The sequence below is a fragment of the Campylobacter sp. RM12654 genome (assembly GCF_020137585.1).
Lineage (GTDB): Bacteria > Campylobacterota > Campylobacteria > Campylobacterales > Campylobacteraceae > Campylobacter_E.
The window spans coordinates 1-22,236 of the sequence record NZ_JACGAR010000027.1; the positions used below are offsets into that span (position 1 = coordinate 1).

Genomic DNA, 22,236 nt, shown 5'->3' on the forward strand with positions numbered 1-22,236 from the left:
TCTCCGAACTCATCTTTAGAATTTAAATCAATCTTACTTGCTGTTTTTCTTTCGTGATTTATTAGTGCGAATACTTCTCTTAGACCTTTTTCTATAACATTAATTGGGTTTAATGAGCGTCTTATTAATACTAATAAAATAGCTAAAATTACAATTAAAGATATAACAAACATAGTTAAATTTGAAATAATAATATCATTTAGCTCTTTAGAATAGTCGCTATATTCATTTGTGCTACAAAAAGTCCAATTTAATTTATCATATTTTTTACATACAGCTAATTTTGTTGCATTATTGAATACATACTCAAGTTGAGTAATTTTATTTTTATCATCTGCAATATTTGACATTGCATTTTTGAATTTAGCATCAATTTCTTTTAAAACATCGTGTGGTTTTAGCTCTAAAGCTTCATTTTGATGAATTGTAAATCTTAATAATTTATCATATGCAAATACCGCATTTGTAGGAGAATATTTAATAGAAAGAATATTATTTCTCATATTTTTTAAAGATAAATCCCCGCCTAAAACTCCTAATAATTTACCATCTTTGATGATTGGAGCTGATATAGTTGCTACTACTGATTTGATTTTATTATCATAATAAACTTCATCAGCAATAATTGCTTGTCCTTTTTCAACTGCTTCTTTATACCATTGTTTAGCTCTATCACCTTCATCAGGTAAAACTATAACTTCATCATCATTTTCTTGGCTAATATAATAAGCCATTCCATTGTCATTTCTAGAATAATATAAAGCGTTAAATCCAGAAGTTAAAAACACATTTTTAATTTGTTGTTTGATTAATTCTTCTTCTTTGTATAAGTCTGCTTTACCAAGAGTTTTAGAAAAACTATTAATAAAATTTGTTCTATCTACAAAAAATGTATCTGCATAAAGCATAGTAGCTTCTAGTGTGTGCTTTTTTCCAATTCCTGAGTAGCCAATAGCATCTTCTTTAGAATTTTCGTAATTTGTAATGCCTAATACAATAAAGCAAATAACTAAAGGCACACTAATTAATAATGGAATTTTGTTTGTTAATTTCATACTTTTTCCTTGCCTGTGAATTTGATTTGATTATATTATAAACAATTAATTAAAATTAATTTTTAATTTTTTTAAAATAAAAAGTAAATTCACTCCCTTTATTTAGCTCGGAATTTAACATTATTTTAATTTTATGTATTCTAGCTATCTTTTTTACTATTGAAAGTCCTAAACCTGTGCCTTTTATTTGTTTGTTTCTGCTTATGTCTTGTCTAAAAAATCTCTCATATATTCTATTTTGAATATCCTTGCTAATGCCTATACCAGTGTCTTTTATAGATAAAACTATGTGTTTTTTGTTTATATTTAAACTAATAATTATTTTGCCATTATCTATATTATATTTAATCGCATTATCAATTATATTATAAAGCATAGTTTTTATTAGTTTTTCATTGGAAAAAAATATAAACTCATCTATATTCATAAGTATTTTTATATTTTTTTCACGGATTTTAAAATCTAATTCTTTAATAATTTGACTTAAAACATTGCTTATATTTACATTTGTCATCTCAAAATTATTAACTTCATCTAAAAATGATAATTTAATAATCTCATCAATCATCTCAAGTAAAGCACTTGATTGATTGTAAATTGTATCTATGAATTGCTTTTCATCTTCTTTTTTTACTAGATTATTTTTAAGCATTTCAGAGCTTAACATTATTGAAGTAAGTGGAGTTTTTAACTCGTGAGTAACATTTGCACTAAATTCTGCTCTTATCTTTTTAAATTGTTTATTATGTTCTTTTACTTGAGATAAAAAAGTCTTTAATTCATTGTATTGAAATGATTTATCAAGTTCGTTTATGTCAAGTTCGTATAATGGTTTTACTATGCTTTTGCTTATAAAATATGCAAGAGTTAAGCTAAGTAATGTTATTAGTAAAAATACTAAAAATATTGTTTTAAAAATTTCTATTTTAAAATCAAGATTTATAAAATAAATATTATCAAAAACGCTAAAAATCGCTGCTTGTAATAGTATCAAAACAAAAAATGAAACAAAAAATATAGCAAAAAATATCCTAGTTCTCATAAGCTATTTTATATCCTACTCCACGAATTGTTATTATGTATTTTGCATAATCTTTTAATTTATTTCTTAAAGTATTTATGTGTATATCTAAAGTCCTACTTGAAATATTTGCTCCCCAAATCTCTTTTAATAAATCTTCTTTTTTAAGGCAAATGTTTTGGTTTTTAATGAGTTTTGTAAGTAATTCAAATTCTTTTAAAGTAAGGCTTATTTCTTCTTCATTAATGCTTACTATTCTAGTTTTTAGATTAATTTTTAAATCTTTAAAAATGATTTCATTATTACAATCAATTCTTCTTAAAATATTTCTAATTCTTGCTAGGAATTCTAAAATAGAAAAAGGCTTGGTGATATAATCACTTGCTCCTAAATCAAGACCTTTTACCTTATCGTTTTCTTGGTTTAACGCACTTAGTAAAATTACTTCAATAGCTTTTGTTTTTTCATTAGATTTTATTTTTTTTAGGATACTAAAACCATCTTCGCAAGGTAGCATAATATCAAGCACTAAAATATGTGGAATTTGATTGTTTAATTCGCTAAAAAGCTCTTTTGCATTAATTAAACTAATGACTTTAAAACCACTGCTTTCTAAAGCATATTTTATTAAGTTATTAATGCTTAAATCATCTTCTAAAACATACACCAAAGGTAAATCTTGCATAAGTTATCCTAATTAAAAAATATTGAAAATATTACAAAAAATAAGTAAGAAAAATAATATGAAAATAATTATTAATTTAAATAAATTCTAAATATTAAATTAATTTTGGTTTGTTTATCAAAAATAAATACAATTTCACTCATTTTTAAAAAAAGGAGACAAAATGAAAAAAGTATTATTAAGTTTAGCAGCATTATCTTTATTAAGCACTGCAGCAATGGCTAATGATGGAGCTACATTATTTAAAAAATGTATTGCCTGTCATGGTAAAGCAGCTGAGAAAAAAGCTCCAGGTGCAGAAATTATCATCAATACTTTAGATGAAAAAACAATTTTAGAAGCTTTACAAGGTTATAAAGCTGGAACATTTGGTGGAAAAGCTAAGAAAACTATGGAATTACAAGTTAAAAATCTTAGCGAAGATGATATGAAAGCATTAGCTGCTTATATCGTAACTTTAAAATAATTCTTAAGTTCAGGAGCAATCCTGAACTCTTTTACAAACTAACAACAATTTTCATCATAAACATACAAATAAAAGCATTTAAAATACTTGTTATTATTAGTAGTATCCAGTATTTTTTAGCAACTCCTGCAACAGCTAATAATCTTCCTAAATACTGAAGTTGAGCTCCCATTAAAAATATAGCAGGTAAAACTATGCTAACGCCAATATTATCAATAATCCCATTTGCATATAAATTAACAGCAATTCCAACTCCAGCTGAAGTGCTAAGCCACGCTGATAAAAGTATAGTAATTGCTTCTCCTGGTAAGCCAAAAATATTCATAATAACGCCACAATAATCTCCTAAGAATTTCATAACTCCTAAGATTTTTAACATTTCAGCTATTACATAAGCCATTAAAACATTAGGAATTAGATTATATAAAGCGATATTAAAACCTTTTTTAGCACCTACTATAAAAATATCTAATGGGTTTTTGCTCTCATTATTCATTCAAAATCCTTTTTATAAAATGTATTTAAAACTATTCTTACAAAAATAGCTCCTACGAATTTCATAATTAGCATTAATACAAGTGGAATTATTGGTAAGCATACTAAATGTCCTAATAATGCTGAACCTATTGCAAAAAAGTTATTAATCATACCAGCCCCACTATATTGCCAAGCGCAAATTACTACTAAATCTTTATCGTTTATATAATTTTTATCTCTTGCTTCTTTACTCATAGCAGCACCTGCATCTGTGCTTTGTAAATCAGTAATTAATATAAGCCCACATAATCCAGGAACTCCTAAAATAGGTTTTAAAATAGGATTTAATAATTTTTGAGCAGCCTTAATAGCTCCATAATGCTCCATTACTTCAATTACTCCAAGTGCAAGCATTACAGCAGGAATTAAGCTAAATGCAAATAAAAATCCAGCCCTAGCACCACTTCCACCATCTCCTATGAAGGTCGTAGCTTTTATATTGGCTTCATCTAAGATTTTTGGGATTTTACCAAAACCACCTGTTAAAGTAGAAAAATCAAAAGCCTTTAGCATATCGTGTCCTGCTAAAAGTCCTGAAAAAAATAAGATTAAAAATATTAAAGCAAGATAAGCACTAGGTTTTACTTTTCCTACTTCAAATTCTGTAGCTTTTTGCATACTACTCCTTTTAAATAAAATAAAGTTTTTATTCTACAATATTTTTTAAGAAAACAATAAGAAATAGTTATTAGTATTTATATTTTTTAAAGGAGTTAATATGGAAGTTATCAAACATTATGAGTATTTACACGAAATTCCAGAGCTTGGATTTAAAGAATTTAAAACGAGTGAGTATTTAAAAACTACTCTTAAAAATGCAGGTTTTAGTATAACTAATATAGGAGATACTGGTTTTTATACGGAGTTAGGAAGTGGTAGCAAGGTAATTGGACTTAGGGCTGATATTGATGCTTTAGGTCATATAATTGATGATAAAGCTTGTGCAAGGCATACTTGCGGGCATGATGCACATATGTCTATGCTACTTAGTGCAGCTTTAAGGGCAAAAGAGCAAAATATCATTAAAAATAACAAAATAAGATTTATATTCCAACCTGCTGAAGAATTAGGCAGTGGAGCTTTAAAGATGATAGAATTAGGAGCTTGTGAAGGTTTAAACTCTATTTTTGGAATGCATATTCGCCCAATTCAAGAATGCCCAAGTCCTAAAGCAATAGCTTCAATGTATTATGCAGCAAGTTCAGCTATAAAAATTACTATTAAAGGCAAAGCAGCTCACGGAGCAAGACCACATTTAGGAATTAACGCAATTGATGTAGGTGTTAGTATTATTGATGCTGCGAGAAAAATTTATATAGACCCAAATAAACCAAGTAGTATAAAAGCAACTAGATTTATATGTGATAGTGGGGTTACTAATTCAATTCCTAGTGAAGCTATTTTGGTATTTGATTTAAGAGCTCAATATAATGATAGTATGCAAGAGATGAAAGAAAAACTTGAAAAAATCATAACAAATATAGCAAATGCTTATGATGCTAAGGTGAGTTTTGAATACTTAATCAATATTCCCGCAGCTGTAATTAACAAAGATTTAGCTAAGATTTGCGAAAAAGTTATAAGCAATACTTTAGGAGAAGAGAATTTAATCAAAGAGCAATTTACACCTGGTGGGGAAGACTTTTTCTTCTATCCTATTAAACTAGGCATTCCATCAGCATTTATGGGCTTAGGAGTTGATTGTGCTCCTGGACTTCATCATCCTGAAATGAGTTTAAATAAAAATGCCTTAGAAAATGGTGTTAAATTGTGGCTTAATTTAATGCTTGAGCTTGAGAATTTAAAATAGGAATTAGATGAATTATAAATTAGGCGTTATTTTATTAATTGATTTATGCGTTTTATTGTGGCAAAACAGCTTTTTAAGTATTAGCCCTTATGAATTAAACGAGCTTAGCTCAAATAGTTTTAATGGGCTTTTTGCTAATTTTGCCTTAAGTGTTTTTGGCAATGAAAATATAAGATTTGCTTATATAATCTTGCATATTTTAAGCAATATTTTGCTATATAAAATATCAATTAAATACCTTAAAAATAATGCCTATATATCTAATATTATCTTTAATCTTACTCCAGGAAGCCTTGCTTCAGCATTACTAATTAATCCTGCGGGAATTATTATATTTACTTCATTACTTCTTGTATATCTTGCTATAAAAAGGCAATTTTATATATTTTATGGAGTATTGATTGTTTGTATTTATATTGATAAAGCTATGATTTCATTATATATTGCTTGTATTTTTTATGCTTATTTTAATAGATTATCAAAGTTATTAATTTTATCAATTTTACTAATGTTTGCTACTTTTATAATTTATGGATATGATTTTTCAGGCAGACCTAGGGGATATTTTTTAGACTCACTTGCTATTATGTCGGCTGTGTTTTCTCCACCTTTATTTTTGTATTTTTTCTATACGATTTATTATATTAGTTTTAAGGGTAAAAAGGACTTGCTATATTGTATAAGTGCGAGTGCTTTTATAATATGCTTATTATTATCATTTAGACAAAAGCCAGAAATTGCCGAGTTTTTACCATTTTTACTACCTGCTATACCTTTAATAATTGCTAATTTTTTAACTTCTTTTAAAGTGCATTTACCACAATTTAGAGCAAAACATAATGTGATATTATTTTTTGTGTTGATTTCTTTAGTAATTAGCTTTTTATTTGTGATATTTAATCCATTTTTATATAGATTTGTTGATGAAAACGAGCATTTTGCTAAAAATTATCATTTAAATAAAGAATTAGCAAAAGAGCTAAAATCACAAGGCATTAATGAAATTAGTGTTCGTAATGATAATTTTAAAGTATTAGAATTTTATGGGATTTTGCCATGCTATCAAAATTGCAAAATAATCACTCCTTGTGAAAAAGGAAATATCAATATAAACTTTTTTGCTAAAGAATTTTCATTTTGTTTAAAGAATGAAATTTAATATAAATATATAAGTAATTATTGTAATAATTTTCAAAAATTTTTAAGTATCATTAAATAAAATTAAACGAAAATTAATTATTTAAAAAGGAGATTGAATGCAAGTTAATTTATCTAATATTTATAATAATACTTATCATAAAATGGGCGAGAGTTTTGGTGGAGTAAAGAGCGAAAACGAATTAAAACAAATTGATGAAAATATCAAAAATAATAAAATTGATGATATAAAAACAGGCAATAATAGTGGCAATAAAATCTATTTTGAAAGTAAAAATGGCATAAGTTCTGCAAGTATTAGTGATGAGAGTTTAGATAAATTAAAAAGCCATTTTGATAGCAAAGACTTTTATAAGCGTGAAGATGGCAGTATTATTTTAAATGGTAATGCAGAAAAATATATAAGTGGTTGGTTTAGTGATATTGCTTATGCTAGAGGATATGTAGCTGCTAATAAAAACAATAATGATTTTTTAAATAAAGATGAATTATTAGAGCTTAATGTAGTAGCTAAGTTTAGTTTAGATGGAACAAATCCGCAAAATTATCAAAGCTATCAAAAAATTGAGCGTTTTTTAGCTGATAATACTACGATTTTAGATTCTGTGCCTAAAAATATTGATGAAGCATTAAATCAAACAATATTATCAAATAGTGATTTTGATGATACGATAACTTTAGGTGAGAGCGAAGAATTTGCAGCTAATAAAAATCCACAAAACCTAAACACACAAAATACAAGCACTCAAAATGTAAATCTAGCATCAAATGAAATAAAAAGCACTAATGTTGATGATGAAGAAGCAAAGAAAAAGCAAGAAATCGCAAACGCACTATCAAGCCTAACAAGGATTAAAAATACAATTAATACAAACGGGGTAAAAGCACTTAGTAAGGCTGATTTAGATAAGCTTGAAATCTTAAACATTGACCCAAATTCATTGCAAAATCCTCAACTTTTAGAGCAATTTAACAAAGCTAATGATAAAGCTAACGAGCATTACGCTAATTTTTTAAATGTTGATAAGACTTATATAGATGAGAAAATGGCAAAAAGTGATGAGTTTTTAGGTGATTTTACTCACGATAGTGCTGATATAGTAAAAGATTTGCTAAAGAATAAAACACTAGATAAACTAGCATAAATTAATATGATTTAATTCAAATTCAATTTTAGAATTTGAATTAGGTATTTTTTAAATAATATTTATATGAAGACTTTTTAAAATATCTAAAGCCTTTTGGTGCAAGTCTTCATCATAACTAGCGGTTGCGTTTTTATCTATAAAAATATTTGCATTAGGAAGTGCAGATTTTGCAATCACTGCATTTGATAAGACGCAAATATTGCTTACAAGTCCAACAATTTCAATATTTTTATAGTTTTTATTGCTTAGATAATTTCCAAGTTCAATTGAGCCAAAAGTATTTTTATAAAAGCATAAATGATTTTTAGAAAACTCATTTAATTTTCCATAAATTTCTATCCCATTTGTGCCTTTAATACAATGTTTAATAGGTAGATTTTGCCCTTCTATAGTGTCTAAATAATCATCATTATGTGTATCAATAGTAAAGATTATCTCATCATTATTTTTAAGATATTTTTCATATTTTTCTAAGATGATATTTTCTAAATTCTGTGCCTTTAAAAACCCTAAAGAGCCTGTTACAAAATCATTTTGAAAATCTACTATTATTAAAAGATTTTTCATGAATTTCTTAAGCTTTCGTATTCGCTTGGAATTAGATTAAGCCTTACATCACAAGGACTAAAGCCAACTCGCTCACCTAATTTAAACAATACTTCAAGTGATTTTATTTGCTCATCTTTTAAGCTAATACTATCATCGTTTGCATAAAGACTTAGATATTTATTAAGCTCATCTTCATTTACTCTCACTTCGTTTTTGCCAAGCAATATACGACTTAATAAAGCTTTATTTTGAGTAGCGACTTTTACTGCACGAGTTAGCTCATTTTCAATTTTAATTGCATCGCTTAGCATTAAAGAACGGCGTATTGCCATTCCACCAAGTGGTAAGGTAAGCACTTCGCCACATTCAGCCTTGCAAAACTCCGCCCAAATATCCCAAATCTCACGCTCAACTCTTAATTTATCACTAAAATTAAGAATACTCTCATGTATTAACACCCCAGCATCTACACTACCATCTAAAACAGCTTTTTCTATATCTAAAAAGTTCATATAAGTAATTCTTGCATTAGGATATGCTAGTTTAAAAATTAAAGCATTTGTGGTATTTTCCCCACTTAAAGCCACTTTAAAATTAGGTTTTAAAATCTTATCTTTTAGAGTGATTAGTTTTGGACCATAGCCATTGCCAAAACTAGTAGCACATCTTAGCAAGGCGTATTCGCTTTGAATTTTAGGATACACAGCAAAAGAAATTGCACAAACATCATAAATATTATTTAAACTTGCTTTATTTAGCGTTTCTATATCATCAGCAACGCTAGTATAATTAAACTCCGAACTTATCCAACCATAGCGAATTGCCGCATACATAAAAATATCATCAGCATCAGGGCTATGAGCTAGGCTAATTTGCTTCATTTAAACAACCTTTAAAAATGAATTTATGCTCTTTAGGTAAAGCTTCATAGATATTGTAAGCTAGCTCTCTAATCTCTTTAAGTGCAGCTTTACTAGTTCTAAGAGTTAAGAAATTTTGTAAAGCTCTTGCATTTATACTCCAAGTAAGCTCGGTTTTATAACATTCTGGCAAGGCATATTTAGCAATATCTTGTGTCATTCCTTCAGTATTTAAAATAATTCTTAGTTTTTCTAAAGCACAAATACTAGCATTATCAACCAAGCGATTTCCAGTTAGCACAATATATTTTTGTGCATTAGCAAAATCAAATTCCTTAAACTCACTTTCATTTCTTAGTTCTTTTAGAGTATATCTAGTGCTTTTTACTGATAAACTTGCGTGGCGATGTCTTGCTAATTCTTGCAAACAAGCTCTTGAAATACCTTGAATATAAAAATTATAATTTAAATGTTCAAGCGTGCTAGAATGCTTATAAATATTTCCGATACGATTTATTAGTTCGCAGTCTTTTTCTCCTCCGTTATCGCTTTTATCAAAGCTTTGCCAACAAGTTCTCATAGCGTGAGAACAGATATTTAGTGGGGTGTAATTAAGTAGTGTAATTCTCATTATTTGCCTTTAATTTGATTTTTTTCATTATAGTTTTTTTATATAAATCTTAAGGAAACTTCAATGAATATGCTAAAAATCTCAATTTTAAGTATTTCCTTAGCAACCGTTACAGGTGGAGCTGCCGTTGCACCTGCTTTAGGACTTATTGCTAAGCATTTTTCAAATGATAGTGAATTACTTATTAAATTAATTATTACTTTACCTTCACTTTTTATTATCTTTTCAAGCTTAATTTTTGCAAAATTAGCAAATTATTTAAGCGTTAAGCAACTTGCTTTTATAGGTTTTATATTGTTTATAGTTGGCGGGGTTGCTCCGTTTTTCTTAGATGACATAATTCAGGTTTTGGTGTTTAGAGCGATTTTAGGCTTAGGCACTGGCTTTTTAATGCCATTAAGCGTTTCTTTACTTGGCTTTTTATTTAAAAAAGAAGAGCAAGGAAAACTAATGGGACTTAGTGCAATGTGTAATCAATTAGGAGCAGTTATTACCGTTAGTTTTTCTGGTTTTTTAGCGTCAATTTCTTGGCAATATAGTTTTTTAATATATCTTTTTGCTTTGGTTTTATTTGTTTTAAATATGATTTTTTTACCTAATATAAAAATAGCGGAGAAGAAAAAGAAAATAGATTTAAGAAATATAAAAAATCTTAGTGGAATTTATATTAATTTATTTTTAGTCCAAGTTTTGTTTTTTAATTTTACGAATAATTTTTCAATAATTTATCAAAAAGAGCAAATTATTAGCGCAAGTTTTATTGGTGTAATTATGGGATTTAATGGCTTGTTTGGTGCAATTGCTTCTATGAATTTACATAAAGTTGTCAAAAAAATTAGAACAAAAATCAAAATCTTAGGAGCATTTATTTATATTTTAGCCTTTTTACTTTTTGCTATAAGATTTAGCGAACATATAGAAATCGCAGGAATTAATTTAATGCTAATAATAGGAATAATTGCAGCTATTTTAAATGGTCTTGCAGTTGGCTTTAGCTTACCATTTTTGTTTTCACAAATTAGCACTAGAAGTAAAAAACAAAACCTAGCTACAAATATGGCATTAGCTAGTATTGCGACATTTAGCGGACAATTTTCTAGTCCATTAATAGATGAATTATTAGAACATATTTTCAATCTTCATCATCCAAGAGACGCATTTTTAATAGCTATGTTTATTGCAATATTCTTATTTATTTATAATCTTAGGTTAAAAATCAAATTAAGAAATTAAAAAAAGGAAAGGTATGGCAAAAGCAAAAGAAACAGCAGTAATTGAAGATAAGGCAAAAGCCCTTGAAGCTGCATTAAAAGGCATTAATAAAGCTTGTGGAGAAGGTGCTATTGTTAGATTTGGAGATAAGCCTATAATAAAGGCTGAGCCAATTTCTACAGGCTCACTTGGGCTAGATATTGCACTTGGAATTGGTGGAGTTCCTAAAGGAAGAATAGTAGAGATTTATGGGCCAGAAAGTAGTGGTAAGACAACGCTAACACTTCAAATCGTAGCTCAAGCTCAAAAGATGGGTTATACTTGTGCTTTTATTGACGCTGAACACGCACTTGACCCTGTGTATGCTAAGAATTTAGGCGTAAATATTGATGATGTTTTAGTATCTCAACCAAGTTGCGGAGAAGAAGCATTAGAGATTGTAGAACGCTTAGCAAGTAGTGGAGCGGTAGAGCTTATAGTAGTAGATAGTGTTGCTGCACTTACTCCTAAGGCTGAAATTGATGGAGAGATGGGAGATACTCATGTAGGTCTTCAAGCAAGACTTATGAGTCAAGCTTTAAGAAAACTTACTTCAGTAGTTAGCAAGATGAACTCAATGGTAATTTTCATAAATCAAATTCGTATGAAAATAGGTCAAACAGGTTATGGAAGTCCAGAGACAACAACGGGTGGAAATGCACTTAAGTTCTATGCAAGTGTAAGAATTGATATTAGAAAAACCGCTACATTAAAACAAGGCGAAGAGCCTATTGGAAATAGAACAAAAGCAAAAATAGTTAAAAATAAAGTTGCACCTCCATTTAAAACAGCAGAATTTGATATTATGTATGGAGAAGGCATTAGCTACGAAGGCGAATTAATTGATTATGGTATTAAGCTTGATATTGTAGATAAAAGTGGTGCTTGGCTTAGCTATGGTGGTAATAAACTAGGTCAAGGTAGAGAAAATGCTAAAATTTTCTTAAAAGAAAACAAAGAAATAGCAAATGAAATTGCAGAAAAAATTAAAGCTAGTATAGGCGATGATATTACATTAGAAGGAGAAGTTGGTGAAAATAGCGAAGATTGATGCACTTGAAGTGCTAGATAGTAGGGGTAATCCTAGCGTTAAGGTTAAGGTAGTTTTAGAAAATGGTATTAGTGGTGAAGCAATAGTTCCAAGTGGTGCTAGCACAGGGATTAATGAAGCTTTAGAATTAAGAGATGGTGGGAGCTATTTCTTCGGTAAAAGCGTAAGTAAAGCAGTAAATAATGCTAAGCATGTTGCAGCTGGACTTATAGGCAAATGCGTATTTAATCAAAGAGAAATTGATGAGCATTTATTAGCAGTTGATGGCACGAGTAATTATTCTAGCTTAGGTGCTAATGCAGTTTTAGGAATTTCAATGGCAGTTGCAAAAGCAGGAGCAAATGCTAGTAATTTACCATTATATAGATATTTATGTGGAGAGTTTAACGCACTTCCTACACCTATGCTAAATGTATTAAATGGTGGAGCTCATGCTGATAATAATATAGATATTCAAGAGTTTATGTTACTTCCAACAGGTTTTGATACTTTTAAAGAAAAATTATTCTCAAGTGCAATTACTTATCATACTTTAAAAGATATTTTAAAGAAAAAAGGCTTAAGCACAGCATTAGGAGATGAAGGCGGATTTGCACCTAATTTAAGAAGCAATGAAGAAGCTATTGAATTATTACTAGAAGCTATTAATAAAGCAGGTTTTAGTGGCAAAATCAATCTAGCATTAGATGTTGCAGCAAGTGAGCTTTATAGTGATGGAAAATATGATTATGAGGGCAAAAAGCTAAGTAGCGATGAGATGATTAATGAATATGAAAAATTATTAAAATATCCTATTTTAAGCATAGAAGATGCACTTGCAGAGCAAGATTATGAAGGCTGGGTTAATTTAACTAAAAAAATCGGCTCAAGAACACAATTAGTAGGAGATGATTTATTTGTAACTAATGTTAAATTATTACAAAAAGGCATTGATGAAGGTATGGCAAATGCGATTTTAATCAAGCCTAATCAAATCGGCTCAATTTCTCAAACAATAGACGCTATTAAACTAGCTCACGCAAATGGCTATAATACTATAATGAGCCATAGAAGTGGGGAGAGTGAAGATAATTTCATAGCTGATTTTTCATTAGTTTGCAAGTATATTAAAACAGGTGCTCCTGCAAGGGGAGAAAGAACAGCTAAATATAATAGATTGCTTGAAATTGAAGCAGGATTTTAATGCAAGAATTATTAGACAATCATAATTATAAAAAGTCTAATTTAAAGATTTTTACAAAGGGCATTTTAGAAATTGCCCTTTATGTATTTATTTTATTTTTTGGGCTTTTTGCGATATTGTTTTCTAAATCATCAATAGAGACAACTATGATGCTAGATACAAGGATAGAAAAGCTAAAAAATCAAATATACGAGCTTAATAAAACCAATGCACAATTGCAAAAAGATTATTTTGAATTGCTAAGCATTCAAGGCGATTATGATAATTGATTTTTCAAAATACTCAAGCGTAAAAATCGGCGCAAATTGTGAAGTAAAAGTAATTGATGAGATGATTAAACACGATTATTTAGTCATTGGAAATGCTAGTAATTTGCTAATCAATCAGCCTAAAAATCTTGCAATTTTAGGCAAAAAATACGAATATATTAAAGAATATAATGATTATTTAGAAATAGGGGCTAGAACTAGCTCATATAAATTATTTAATTATTGTAAGAAAAACAATCTAACAGGTTTAGAATTCTTATCACACCTACCAGGACAAATGGGCGGCATTACTAAAATGAATGCAGGAATGAAAGAATTTGAAATAAAAAATTATATTTTAGAAGTAAATGTTGATAATGAATGGATTAAGCCAAATTTTACTTATAGAAATAGTGATATAAAAGGCACAATTTATGCTATTAGGCTTAGATTAAACAAAGGTTTTAGCCTTGAATTAGTAGAGCAATTTAGCAAAATGCGAGAAAATCAGCCAAAAGGTGCTAGTTTTGGTAGTATTTTTAAAAACCCACAAGGCTTTAGCGCAGGAGCATTGATTGATAAAGCAGGGCTTAAAGGCAAGGTAAAAGGCGGTGCAAAGATTAGCGAAATGCACGCAAATTTCTTAATAAATTTTAATAAAGCTAGTTTTGAAGACGCATTGTATTTGATAAATCTAGCACAAGATGAGGTTTTGAAGCAATTTAATATACTTTTAGAACCTGAAGTTCTTATTTTAAATTAAATTCCAATATAAAAATATTTCAAAAAATTTTTAATTTATTTACTTTTGTTAATGGGGGGGGGTATTATAATCATTATCAATTTAAAAATTTAATAAATTATTTATATTCTAAGGAATTTGTTTTGAATATTTTCAAAATTATCATATTTGTATTGATTTTAGTAGGTTTATTGACATTTACGGCTTATTCTATTTTGCTTAGTTTTGAAATTATTTAAAGCTTTTATCTTATTGATTTAGACAATTAACCCTAAAATATCATTAAAATTAATATTTTTATTAAAAATATACAAATAATTTTTAATTTCCTTGCATTTTGCTATCTTTTAGGTTATTATTTTGGCTTATTTTTTAAAAAAGGAGATTATTATGAGGAGTTTACTTTGGCTCAGCTAGGAGCACTTTTTCTAAAGTAGGTTTTGTTTTAGCCCTTGCGGGTGGTGCTGTTGGACTTGGAAATGCGTGGAAATTTCCTACAATGGTTGGGACTAATGGTGGTTCGGCCTTTGTTTTACTTTATTTATTCTTATGTTTAACCTTAGGTTTATCTTTATTTTTAGCAGAAATTGCATTAGGAAAAATTACTAAAAGTGATTTAGCTACAAGTTATTTTACCCTTGCTAGATTTAAGCCAAAATTATGCAAAATGGGCGGGGTTTTTATGCTCACTGGAATACTTGTATTATCGTTTTATTTAGTGGTTTTATCTTTAGTATTTCACTATATATTTTTAAGTTTTTCTTTACCTAATACCTTAGATGAAGCAGGAGCGCTTTTTAATAATGCAATAGGCGAGAATTTATTTATTAGCATAATTTGCTTTAGCATTTGCTTTTTTATGACTATTTATATAGTTAGTCGCGGGATAATTAATGGGATTGAGAAATTAAATGTGATTTTAATGCCTGCATTATTTGTAATACTTTTATTAATGCTAGGTTTTAGCTTTACTCAAGATGGATTTTTAGATGCGTGTGAGTTTTTATTTAAACCTGACTTTTCTAAATTAGGGCTTAATTCTTTGCTTGATGCTTTAGGACTTAGTCTTTTTACTTTATGTCTTGGGATAGGTTGTATTAGCACTTATGCTGCTAGTTTAGATGAAAAAACTAATATTTTAAAATCAAGTTTATTTGTAGTGTTTATAAATCTTTTAATAGGTCTTATGATGGGGCTTATTGTTTTTACTTTTGTATTTAAATTCGGAGCAAATCCTAATGAGAGTGGAGCAGGACTTGTATTTGTTAGCCTTGCTACTTTATTTTCAAAATTTGGTTTTTTAGGTGAGATTTTATCATTTAGCTTTTTTATAGCTTTATTTTTTGCAGGAATTACGAGTGCTGTTTCTATGATTGAGCCATTTACTTTTTATCTTGAAAATAAAATGAGTAGAAAAAAAGCTTTGATTATTATTGGAATTTTTGTTTATATAATAGGTGTTTTAGCTCTTCTTGGAATGGCGAATAAGCTTAGCTTTAATACTTTTGATGCTTTAGATTTTTTCACAAGTAATATAATGCTTCCTTTAGGAGTGTTGTTTTCTAGTATTTATGCTGGATTTTTAATGAAAAGATATTCATTCTTTAAAATCTTTTTACCTATATTTGGCAAAAATTTAACTAAGTTTTATTTTATTTTTTTAAGATTTGTAACACCAATTATAATAATTTTGATATTAATTAATAATTTTTACCCCTTAGGAAGTTTTTTAAAGTAGAATTAGGCAATTTTTATTTACAGGAGTTAAAAATGTTAGAAGATTTAGGCATAAAGCCGGAGAAGATTTTTTACAATTTAAGTTATGATGAGTTAAGAGCTCACGAGTTAGAGTGCCGTGAAGGTGAAGTTTGTCAAAATGACACATTTGCAGTTGATACAGGTATTTTTACGGGTAGAAGCCCTAAGGATAAGTATTTTGTAAATTCTCATCCATCAAGTGAAAATATAGCGTGGGGTAATGTAAATAGAGCTTGCACTAAAGATATTTTTGATGATAATTTAAGAAGAGCAAAAGAATATTTAAATGGCAAAAAGCTTTATGTTATGGATGTATTTTGTGGAGCTAGCCTTGATAGTAGAAAAAAAATAAGATTTATAACAGAAATTGCGTGGCAAGCACATTTTGTTAAAAATATGTTTATTCGCCCAAGTGATGAAGAACTTAAAGACTTCAAACCTGATTTTGTAATCATAAATGCGTGCAAATTAAAAAATGAAATGTATAAATATCAAGATTTAAATAGCGATGTATTCGTAGGATTTGATATAGAAAATAACATAGGATTAATTCTTGGCACTTGGTATGGTGGCGAGATGAAAAAAGGTGTGTTTTCTATGATGAATTACTGGCTGCCTTTACAAGGTAAGATGAGTATGCATTGTAGTGCGAATGTTGGTAAAGATGGAGATGTTTGTTTATTTTTTGGTCTTAGTGGCACAGGTAAAACTACTCTTAGCACAGACGCAAATCGTGCTTTAATAGGTGATGATGAGCATGGTTGGGATGATAATGGTGTGTTTAACTACGAAGGTGGTTGTTATGCAAAATGTATTAATCTTGACCCAAATAGTGAGCCTGAAATTTACGCAGCGATTAAGAGAAATGCTTTACTTGAAAATGTAGTTATAACTTGCACTAAAGAAGTTGATTTTTGTGATGCTAGTAAGACAGAAAACACTCGTGTAAGCTATCCAATAGAGCATATTGAAAATCACGAACCAAGTTTAAAAGCAGGTCATCCATCTAATATAATTTTCTTATGTGCTGATGCTTTTGGCGTTTTACCTCCTGTATCAAAACTAAACAACACTCAAGCAATGTATTATTTTTTAAGTGGATATACTGCAAAAGTTGCAGGAACTGAGCGTGGTATAAAAGAGCCTGTTGCTACATTCTCTGCTTGTTTTGGCGAACCATTTATGCCGCTTAGTCCTAGTGTTTATGCGAAATTATTGGGCGAAAAGATTAAAAAACACAATGTAAATGTATATTTAGTAAATACCGGTTGGAGCGGTGGAAGTTATGGCGTTGGTAAAAGAATGAGTATAAAAGCGACTAGGTCTTGCATTAACGCTATTTTAGATGGCTCTATTCAAAATTGTGAATATTACAATTATGATGTATTTAATTTAGCAGTGCCAAAGAGTTTAGATGGGGTTGATGAAAGATTATTAAATCCTATTAAAACTTGGGAAAATGAAGCTGATTTCATAGCTACAAGAGATAAATTAGCAAAAATGTTTATAGAGAATTTCAAAAGATACGGCGATAAGGCTAATGAGTTTTTAGACGCTAGTCCTAAGCTATGAGCCTAGATAGTTTTTTACAATTTAAAATAAACAAAGATGGTTTAAAACCAAGAAAACTAGATACCTTACCACGATTTGCCCTAATTTATGGGGCAATTTCTAGTGGTAAAAAATCTTTAGCATTTTATAATTTAGATGAATTTACTTATATTAATATGAGTGATTTAAGATTTATAAATGCTGATTTTAAAAGCTTCATAGAAAAAAATAAAATCAAAAATCTAATAATAAATGAGCCTTTTTTAGAATTTGAATTAGGAAATTTAGAGCGTTGTTATATATTAAGCTCTAATAAAAATTATTCTTATAAAGACTTTATTAAAATAAGGCTTAATTTTTTAGATTATGAAGAATTTATTTCATTTTCAAAGAAAAATTATAGCCCTAGCGAGCATTTATCAAATTATTTATTATTAGGGCAAAATCCTGCTAATGTGGATTTAGACCCACTTAATGCTGCTTTAAATACTCAAGCTATTTTAAAACAGCATTTAAGCGAAAACGAAATAATCACTCTTAAAGAATTAGCTTTAAAAATAGGCGTTCAAACAAGTATTTTAAGTCTTTTTAGTGAGTTTTTAAAACATAAAAAAATAGCAAAAAATGATTTTTTTAAATGCGTTTATTCTTTAGAAGATAGATTTTTATTGCATTGGGTAAAACATATTAAAAAAAATCTAAAAAAGCCTTATTTTTATGATTTTTCAATTAAAAACTCACTTAGTTTTAAAAAGGATTTTTCTAAAACTTATGAGAATTTAATAGCTAATGAACTTTTGATGGTTTATGATGAGATTTTTTATGATGATGATATAAATTTTATTATTAGTTCGGCTAGTTTAGGAATACTATGCGAAGCTTTTACTAATAAAGATTTTATAAAACTAAAAAGCAAAAAATTAAGCAAAAAAGCCAAAGAATTAGAGCTTAAAAATATCTTAGTTTTATCATTAAACGAGCAATTTAATTTCGTTAATGATGAAATTAGATTTATAGGACTTACTTTAAATACTTGGCTAATTTCAAAGGAATTAAATGATTGGGATTGACGAAGCTGGGCGTGGAGCGTTTGCAGGTCCATTAGTGCTTGCAGCTTGTAAGCTAAAAATAAATATAAACGAATTAAATGATAGTAAAAAACTAAGTGCAAAAAAGCGTGAGAATTTGTATGAGATAATTAAGCAAAACTCTGATTATTTAGTAGTTTTTGTTGATAATGAATATATAGATTTAAATGGAATTAGAGCGGCTTATCAAAAAGCTTTAGGAGAAATTATAGAGCATTTTGAAAAAGATGAATTATTATTTGATGGTAATACTGATTATGGAATGGGTATAAAAACTCTAATAAATGCTGATGAGATAGAGCCTTGCGTTATGGCTGCTAGTATTTTAGCTAAGGTTAGTAGGGATAATTTTATGGCTAATTTAGATGATAATTTATATGATTTTAAATCTCATAAAGGCTATGGAACCAAAACTCACATAGAAGCTATTAAAATTCACGGCTTAAGTTTATTGCATAGAAGGAGCTTTTGTGCTAAATATAGTAGATGATTATTTAGCTACTGCTAAGGGTAAAGAGCTTTTAAAGGCTTTAGATTACGAATATGAAAATAATATAATTTATCCACAAAAAAAGGATTTATTTAAAGCCTTTAAATTATGTGAAATTCCAAAAGTAGTGATTATAGGACAAGACCCATATCACGATGGAAGTGCTGATGGTTTAGCGTTTTCATCTAGTATTAAAATTCCACCTAGTTTAAGAAATATTTTTAAAGAAATCTTAAATGATTATCCAAATGAAGCTGTATTTTTACAAAGTGATTTGAGCTATTTAGCAAGACAAGGCGTGGCATTATTAAATGCAAGTTTAAGCGTGCAAAAGAGCAAACCTAATTCTCACAAGCATTTATGGGAAGATTTTTTCCTTTATGTTATACAAAGAATTAATAATGATTATGATAATTTAGTCTTTATGTTGTGGGGGAGTTTTGCAAATAATTATGCAAAATATATTGATACTAAAAGGCATTTAATATTAAGCTCTGCTCATCCAAGCCCACTTGCAAGGGGTAAATTTTTTAACAATCAACATTTTTTAAAATGTAATGAATACTTAAAATCAAAAAATAAAAGCCTAATTAATTGGCTAGAATAGTTTTTAATAATGCTTAATTTATTAATCTTTTGTATAATGTAAGTTTTTTCAAAAAGGAGCAAAAATGGCAGATTTAGATAAAGAATTAGAGGTTTTGTTTAAGGACAATACAGATGATTATTTAACTTATGAGATGATAGTTAAGTTATTTAAAAAAGCTCCAACAGCAGCAAATATAAAGACTATTAAGAATTTAGTAAAAGAATATAATGTAAATCTTCTAAGCTCGGCAGAAATTGCTAAAATGAGAAATCTAAAAGAAGCAAAAGAAAGAGCAAAACAAAGAGAATTATTAAGAGAAAATGAATTAGAAGGCGATTTAAGCAAAGATTATGATTTAAGCGAAATTAGTAGAAGTGAAAGCCCTGTTAGAATGTATTTAAGAGAGATGGGTCAGATTGATTTGCTTAGCAAAGAAGAAGAAGTTGAAATAAGCAAAAGAATTGAACTTGGCGAAGATATTATAATTGACGCTTTTTGTAGTGTTCCTTATCTAATTGATTTTATATTAGACTATAAAGATGCTTTAATTAATCGCGAGCGTCGTGTGAAAGAATTGTTTAAGAATTTTGATAATGATGAAGATGAAAATGAAGAAGATTTAGAAGAAGATGAATTAGATGATAGCGATGAAGAAAGAAAGCCTGTAAAATCTTTAAAAGAAGATAAAAGAGCAATTAAAGTAATTGAAAGCTTTAAAGCTTTAGAAAAGGCAAAAAAAGAATGGTTAAAAAGCTCACACAAAGAGCAACTTAGCAAAGATGAATTGCAAAATCATATAAATATTGCTTTCAAAAAGAATATTTTAAAAGAAAAATTATTAGCTTTAGGGCCAACTTCTAAACTAATTAATGAAATCGTAAAATCTATGGAAACGGTTTTAAAAAGTGATGTAGATTTTGATAAAGAATTAAAACGCTTAGAATATCGTTTGCCTATGTTTAGCGATGAATTAAAAGAAAGACATAAAAAAATCTTAGATAATATTACCAATTTAAGTAAAGAAGAAATCACAGAATTAGCTTTAGAAAATACTATGGTTAGCACTTATATGGAGATTAAAAAGCTATTCCAGACAAAAGAAGCTAGTGAAAATTGCTTTGATATGGATAAAGAAAGATTAAAAGAGATTTTAGAGCAAATCAAGCGTGGTAAAAATATTAGCGATACTGCAAAAGGTAAGATGGCTAGGTCAAACTTAAGATTAGTTGTAAGTATTGCTAAACGCTATACTAATCGTGGTTTAGCATTTCTTGACCTTATTCAAGAAGGAAATATCGGTCTTATGAAAGCGGTTGATAAGTTTGAATATAAGCGTGGATATAAATTCTCAACTTATGCTACTTGGTGGATTAGACAAGCAATTAGCCGTGCGGTAGCTGATCAAGCAAGGACAATTAGAATTCCAATCCATATGATTGATACGATTAATAAGATTAATAAATTTAGTAAAAAGCGTGTTCAAGAATGTGGAAAAGAGCCTACAATTGATGAAATTGCTAAAGAAATCGGTATGAGTGAAGATAAGGTTAAGCAAGTTATGAAAATAGCAAAAGAACCTGTAAGTCTTGACGCACCTGTTGGAAGTGATGATGATGGAAGATTTGGTGATAGCGTAGAAGATAGAAGTAGCATTAGTCCGCTTGAGCATATTTTAAAAGAAGATTTAAAAGAGCAAATAAATGGAGTTTTAGAGCAACTTAATGAAAGGGAAAAAACCGTTATTAAACTTCGTTTTGGACTAACTGATGATGAGAGTGATAGAACTCTTGAAGAGATAGGAAGTGAGTTAAAAATCACTCGTGAGCGTGTAAGACAAATAGAAAGCACAGCTATTAAAAAACTTAAATTCCCTAAATACGGAAAACAATTAAAAGGAGCAAGTTCGTGAAAAAATATGAAATATTTAATGTAAATTGCTCTCATTGTGTTAAAAAAATTAAAGATAATTTAGAAGATGAGTTTAATAATATTACTTTTAGTGATGATTTAAAAACAATTATCATTGATTGCGATGATAAAGATTATCTTAGCAAATGCTTAGAAGAACTTGGCTTTAAATTAGGCAAAGAGATTTGAATTTCAAAAGGCTTTTTAAAAATTATTATTAAAAAGCCTTTTTATAGCGTTAGAATTTATAAAGCAAAAAAACAATCAATTTTATTTTAATATTAGTTAAGATTATAATCTAAATAACGATTTGAGATTAAATCTAGGTTATGAAAGAATTTTCAGTGCTGATTTTAATATTAACAATCAATTTAATATAGCTATAAGATATATTCTAAAACATTTCTAACATTGCTAGGGGTTAAAAATTAAATATTTTTAATTTACTTAATTTAAT

General features: G+C 28.4%; 23 protein-coding genes and 1 pseudogene. 16 read left to right on the forward strand and 8 right to left on the reverse strand.

Going from position 1 to position 22,236, the window contains the following annotated elements; translation table 11 throughout:
- From AVBRAN12654_RS08105 to AVBRAN12654_RS08115, 3 genes are all read right to left on the reverse strand, one after another.
- A partial coding sequence (locus AVBRAN12654_RS08105) for a PDC sensor domain-containing protein (RefSeq protein ID WP_336614271.1) occupies positions 1 to 1,055 on the reverse strand: 1,055 nt, incomplete at its 3' end.
- A 55-nt stretch (positions 1,056 to 1,110) separates the two neighbouring features.
- Complete coding sequence (locus tag AVBRAN12654_RS08110; RefSeq protein WP_336614272.1) at positions 1,111 to 2,097, reverse strand: sensor histidine kinase; 987 nt, start codon at positions 2,095 to 2,097, stop codon at positions 1,111 to 1,113.
- Positions 2,087 to 2,761, reverse strand: coding sequence for a response regulator transcription factor (locus tag AVBRAN12654_RS08115; RefSeq protein ID WP_250325869.1), 675 nt, complete (start codon positions 2,759 to 2,761; stop codon positions 2,087 to 2,089). The genes AVBRAN12654_RS08110 and AVBRAN12654_RS08115 overlap by 11 nt, the downstream gene beginning before the upstream one ends.
- A gap of 163 nt (positions 2,762 to 2,924) precedes the next feature.
- Here AVBRAN12654_RS08115 and AVBRAN12654_RS08120 point away from each other — a divergent pair, with 163 nt between their 5' ends.
- The gene (locus tag AVBRAN12654_RS08120) at positions 2,925 to 3,227 is read left to right on the forward strand and encodes a c-type cytochrome (RefSeq protein ID WP_214118628.1); all 303 of its coding nucleotides are present in this window, start codon (positions 2,925 to 2,927) and stop codon (positions 3,225 to 3,227) included.
- Between the two features lie 31 nt (positions 3,228 to 3,258).
- On the opposite strand, the gene AVBRAN12654_RS08125 is transcribed toward AVBRAN12654_RS08120, so the two are convergent.
- On the reverse strand, positions 3,259 to 3,723 hold the full coding sequence (locus AVBRAN12654_RS08125; protein WP_239803032.1) for a YjiG family protein: 465 nt from the start codon (positions 3,721 to 3,723) through the stop codon (positions 3,259 to 3,261).
- A complete protein-coding gene (locus AVBRAN12654_RS08130; protein WP_239803031.1) occupies positions 3,720 to 4,382 on the reverse strand; it encodes a hypothetical protein in 663 nt (220 codons plus the stop codon). The genes AVBRAN12654_RS08125 and AVBRAN12654_RS08130 overlap by 4 nt, the downstream gene beginning before the upstream one ends.
- 100 nt (positions 4,383 to 4,482) lie before the next feature.
- Between AVBRAN12654_RS08130 and AVBRAN12654_RS08135 the strand changes: the two genes are divergently transcribed.
- From AVBRAN12654_RS08135 to AVBRAN12654_RS08145, 3 genes are all read left to right on the forward strand, one after another.
- Positions 4,483 to 5,574, forward strand: coding sequence for an amidohydrolase (locus tag AVBRAN12654_RS08135; RefSeq protein WP_336614273.1), 1,092 nt, complete (start codon positions 4,483 to 4,485; stop codon positions 5,572 to 5,574).
- Positions 5,575 to 5,581: 7 nt separating this feature from the next.
- On the forward strand, positions 5,582 to 6,733 hold the full coding sequence (locus AVBRAN12654_RS08140; protein ID WP_336614274.1) for a hypothetical protein: 1,152 nt from the start codon (positions 5,582 to 5,584) through the stop codon (positions 6,731 to 6,733).
- A gap of 97 nt (positions 6,734 to 6,830) precedes the next feature.
- Positions 6,831 to 7,877, forward strand: a complete 1,047-nt coding sequence (locus tag AVBRAN12654_RS08145) for a hypothetical protein (protein ID WP_336614275.1) — start codon at positions 6,831 to 6,833, stop codon at positions 7,875 to 7,877.
- Between the two features lie 51 nt (positions 7,878 to 7,928).
- Here AVBRAN12654_RS08145 and AVBRAN12654_RS08150 read toward each other — a convergent pair whose 3' ends face one another.
- From AVBRAN12654_RS08150 to thyX, 3 genes are read right to left on the reverse strand one after another with little or no spacing between them, the layout of a single operon-like run.
- Positions 7,929 to 8,447 carry a cysteine hydrolase family protein gene (locus AVBRAN12654_RS08150; RefSeq protein WP_214118617.1) on the reverse strand — a complete coding sequence of 173 codons (519 nt, stop codon included), beginning with the start codon at positions 8,445 to 8,447 and terminating at the stop codon, positions 7,929 to 7,931.
- Positions 8,444 to 9,310 (reverse strand): menaquinone biosynthesis family protein, encoded by an 867-nt coding sequence (locus AVBRAN12654_RS08155; protein ID WP_336612716.1) that lies wholly within the window; start codon positions 9,308 to 9,310, stop codon positions 8,444 to 8,446. The genes AVBRAN12654_RS08150 and AVBRAN12654_RS08155 overlap by 4 nt, the downstream gene beginning before the upstream one ends.
- On the reverse strand, positions 9,297 to 9,920 hold the full coding sequence (gene thyX / locus AVBRAN12654_RS08160) for an FAD-dependent thymidylate synthase (protein ID WP_336612715.1): 624 nt from the start codon (positions 9,918 to 9,920) through the stop codon (positions 9,297 to 9,299). Before thyX ends, AVBRAN12654_RS08155 begins: the two co-directional genes overlap by 14 nt.
- A 63-nt stretch (positions 9,921 to 9,983) precedes the next feature.
- Between thyX and AVBRAN12654_RS08165 the strand changes: the two genes are divergently transcribed.
- The 12 genes and pseudogenes from AVBRAN12654_RS08165 to AVBRAN12654_RS08220 all read left to right on the forward strand — a co-directional run bounded on the left by AVBRAN12654_RS08165 (position 9,984) and on the right by AVBRAN12654_RS08220 (position 21,968).
- The gene (locus tag AVBRAN12654_RS08165) at positions 9,984 to 11,153 is read left to right on the forward strand and encodes an MFS transporter (RefSeq protein WP_214118611.1); all 1,170 of its coding nucleotides are present in this window, start codon (positions 9,984 to 9,986) and stop codon (positions 11,151 to 11,153) included.
- A gap of 13 nt (positions 11,154 to 11,166) precedes the next feature.
- Positions 11,167 to 12,222, forward strand: a complete 1,056-nt coding sequence (gene recA / locus AVBRAN12654_RS08170) for a recombinase RecA (protein WP_214120448.1) — start codon at positions 11,167 to 11,169, stop codon at positions 12,220 to 12,222.
- Positions 12,200 to 13,405: a phosphopyruvate hydratase gene (gene eno, locus AVBRAN12654_RS08175; RefSeq protein WP_214118607.1), complete on the forward strand. Its 1,206-nt coding sequence runs from the start codon at positions 12,200 to 12,202 to the stop codon at positions 13,403 to 13,405. Before recA ends, eno begins: the two co-directional genes overlap by 23 nt.
- On the forward strand, positions 13,405 to 13,674 hold the full coding sequence (locus AVBRAN12654_RS08180) for a hypothetical protein (protein WP_214120447.1): 270 nt from the start codon (positions 13,405 to 13,407) through the stop codon (positions 13,672 to 13,674). Before eno ends, AVBRAN12654_RS08180 begins: the two co-directional genes overlap by 1 nt.
- Entirely contained in the window at positions 13,664 to 14,416 is a 753-nt protein-coding gene (locus AVBRAN12654_RS08185) for a UDP-N-acetylmuramate dehydrogenase (protein WP_214118603.1), read from the forward strand. Before AVBRAN12654_RS08180 ends, AVBRAN12654_RS08185 begins: the two co-directional genes overlap by 11 nt.
- Before the next feature lie 394 nt (positions 14,417 to 14,810).
- Positions 14,811 to 16,133: pseudogene (locus AVBRAN12654_RS08190) on the forward strand (sodium-dependent transporter); the annotation flags it as partial.
- A 32-nt stretch (positions 16,134 to 16,165) separates the two neighbouring features.
- A complete protein-coding gene (pckA, locus tag AVBRAN12654_RS08195) occupies positions 16,166 to 17,725 on the forward strand; it encodes a phosphoenolpyruvate carboxykinase (ATP) (RefSeq protein ID WP_214118600.1) in 1,560 nt (519 codons plus the stop codon).
- Positions 17,722 to 18,774 (forward strand): hypothetical protein, encoded by a 1,053-nt coding sequence (locus AVBRAN12654_RS08200; protein ID WP_336614276.1) that lies wholly within the window; start codon positions 17,722 to 17,724, stop codon positions 18,772 to 18,774. The genes pckA and AVBRAN12654_RS08200 overlap by 4 nt, the downstream gene beginning before the upstream one ends.
- Positions 18,761 to 19,282 (forward strand): ribonuclease HII, encoded by a 522-nt coding sequence (locus AVBRAN12654_RS08205; protein WP_214120593.1) that lies wholly within the window; start codon positions 18,761 to 18,763, stop codon positions 19,280 to 19,282. Before AVBRAN12654_RS08200 ends, AVBRAN12654_RS08205 begins: the two co-directional genes overlap by 14 nt.
- Positions 19,263 to 19,889, forward strand: a complete 627-nt coding sequence (locus AVBRAN12654_RS08210) for a uracil-DNA glycosylase (RefSeq protein ID WP_214118595.1) — start codon at positions 19,263 to 19,265, stop codon at positions 19,887 to 19,889. The genes AVBRAN12654_RS08205 and AVBRAN12654_RS08210 overlap by 20 nt, the downstream gene beginning before the upstream one ends.
- Before the next feature lie 64 nt (positions 19,890 to 19,953).
- Complete coding sequence (gene rpoD / locus AVBRAN12654_RS08215; protein WP_214118593.1) at positions 19,954 to 21,780, forward strand: RNA polymerase sigma factor RpoD; 1,827 nt, start codon at positions 19,954 to 19,956, stop codon at positions 21,778 to 21,780.
- Complete coding sequence (locus tag AVBRAN12654_RS08220) at positions 21,777 to 21,968, forward strand: hypothetical protein (RefSeq protein WP_214118591.1); 192 nt, start codon at positions 21,777 to 21,779, stop codon at positions 21,966 to 21,968. Before rpoD ends, AVBRAN12654_RS08220 begins: the two co-directional genes overlap by 4 nt.
- The last annotated feature ends 268 nt before the right edge of the window (positions 21,969 to 22,236 follow it).

Excerpts from the sequence above, each read along its gene's own strand:
- AVBRAN12654_RS08110 (WP_336614272.1), bottom strand. The coding sequence starts at position 2,097 with ATGAGAACTAGGATATTTTTTGCTATATTTTTTGTTTCATTTTTTGTT.
- AVBRAN12654_RS08115 (WP_250325869.1), bottom strand. The coding sequence starts at position 2,761 with ATGCAAGATTTACCTTTGGTGTATGTTTTAGAAGATGATTTAAGCATT.
- AVBRAN12654_RS08120 (WP_214118628.1), top strand. The coding sequence starts at position 2,925 with ATGAAAAAAGTATTATTAAGTTTAGCAGCATTATCTTTATTAAGCACT.
- AVBRAN12654_RS08125 (WP_239803032.1), bottom strand. The coding sequence starts at position 3,723 with ATGAATAATGAGAGCAAAAACCCATTAGATATTTTTATAGTAGGTGCT.
- AVBRAN12654_RS08130 (WP_239803031.1), bottom strand. The coding sequence starts at position 4,382 with ATGCAAAAAGCTACAGAATTTGAAGTAGGAAAAGTAAAACCTAGTGCT.
- AVBRAN12654_RS08135 (WP_336614273.1), top strand. The coding sequence starts at position 4,483 with ATGGAAGTTATCAAACATTATGAGTATTTACACGAAATTCCAGAGCTT.
- AVBRAN12654_RS08140 (WP_336614274.1), top strand. The coding sequence starts at position 5,582 with ATGAATTATAAATTAGGCGTTATTTTATTAATTGATTTATGCGTTTTA.
- AVBRAN12654_RS08145 (WP_336614275.1), top strand. The coding sequence starts at position 6,831 with ATGCAAGTTAATTTATCTAATATTTATAATAATACTTATCATAAAATG.
- AVBRAN12654_RS08150 (WP_214118617.1), bottom strand. The coding sequence starts at position 8,447 with ATGAAAAATCTTTTAATAATAGTAGATTTTCAAAATGATTTTGTAACA.
- AVBRAN12654_RS08155 (WP_336612716.1), bottom strand. The coding sequence starts at position 9,310 with ATGAAGCAAATTAGCCTAGCTCATAGCCCTGATGCTGATGATATTTTT.
- thyX (WP_336612715.1), bottom strand. The coding sequence starts at position 9,920 with ATGAGAATTACACTACTTAATTACACCCCACTAAATATCTGTTCTCAC.
- AVBRAN12654_RS08165 (WP_214118611.1), top strand. The coding sequence starts at position 9,984 with ATGAATATGCTAAAAATCTCAATTTTAAGTATTTCCTTAGCAACCGTT.
- recA (WP_214120448.1), top strand. The coding sequence starts at position 11,167 with ATGGCAAAAGCAAAAGAAACAGCAGTAATTGAAGATAAGGCAAAAGCC.
- AVBRAN12654_RS08180 (WP_214120447.1), top strand. The coding sequence starts at position 13,405 with ATGCAAGAATTATTAGACAATCATAATTATAAAAAGTCTAATTTAAAG.
- AVBRAN12654_RS08185 (WP_214118603.1), top strand. The coding sequence starts at position 13,664 with ATGATAATTGATTTTTCAAAATACTCAAGCGTAAAAATCGGCGCAAAT.
- pckA (WP_214118600.1), top strand. The coding sequence starts at position 16,166 with ATGTTAGAAGATTTAGGCATAAAGCCGGAGAAGATTTTTTACAATTTA.
- AVBRAN12654_RS08200 (WP_336614276.1), top strand. The coding sequence starts at position 17,722 with ATGAGCCTAGATAGTTTTTTACAATTTAAAATAAACAAAGATGGTTTA.
- AVBRAN12654_RS08205 (WP_214120593.1), top strand. The coding sequence starts at position 18,761 with ATGATTGGGATTGACGAAGCTGGGCGTGGAGCGTTTGCAGGTCCATTA.
- rpoD (WP_214118593.1), top strand. The coding sequence starts at position 19,954 with ATGGCAGATTTAGATAAAGAATTAGAGGTTTTGTTTAAGGACAATACA.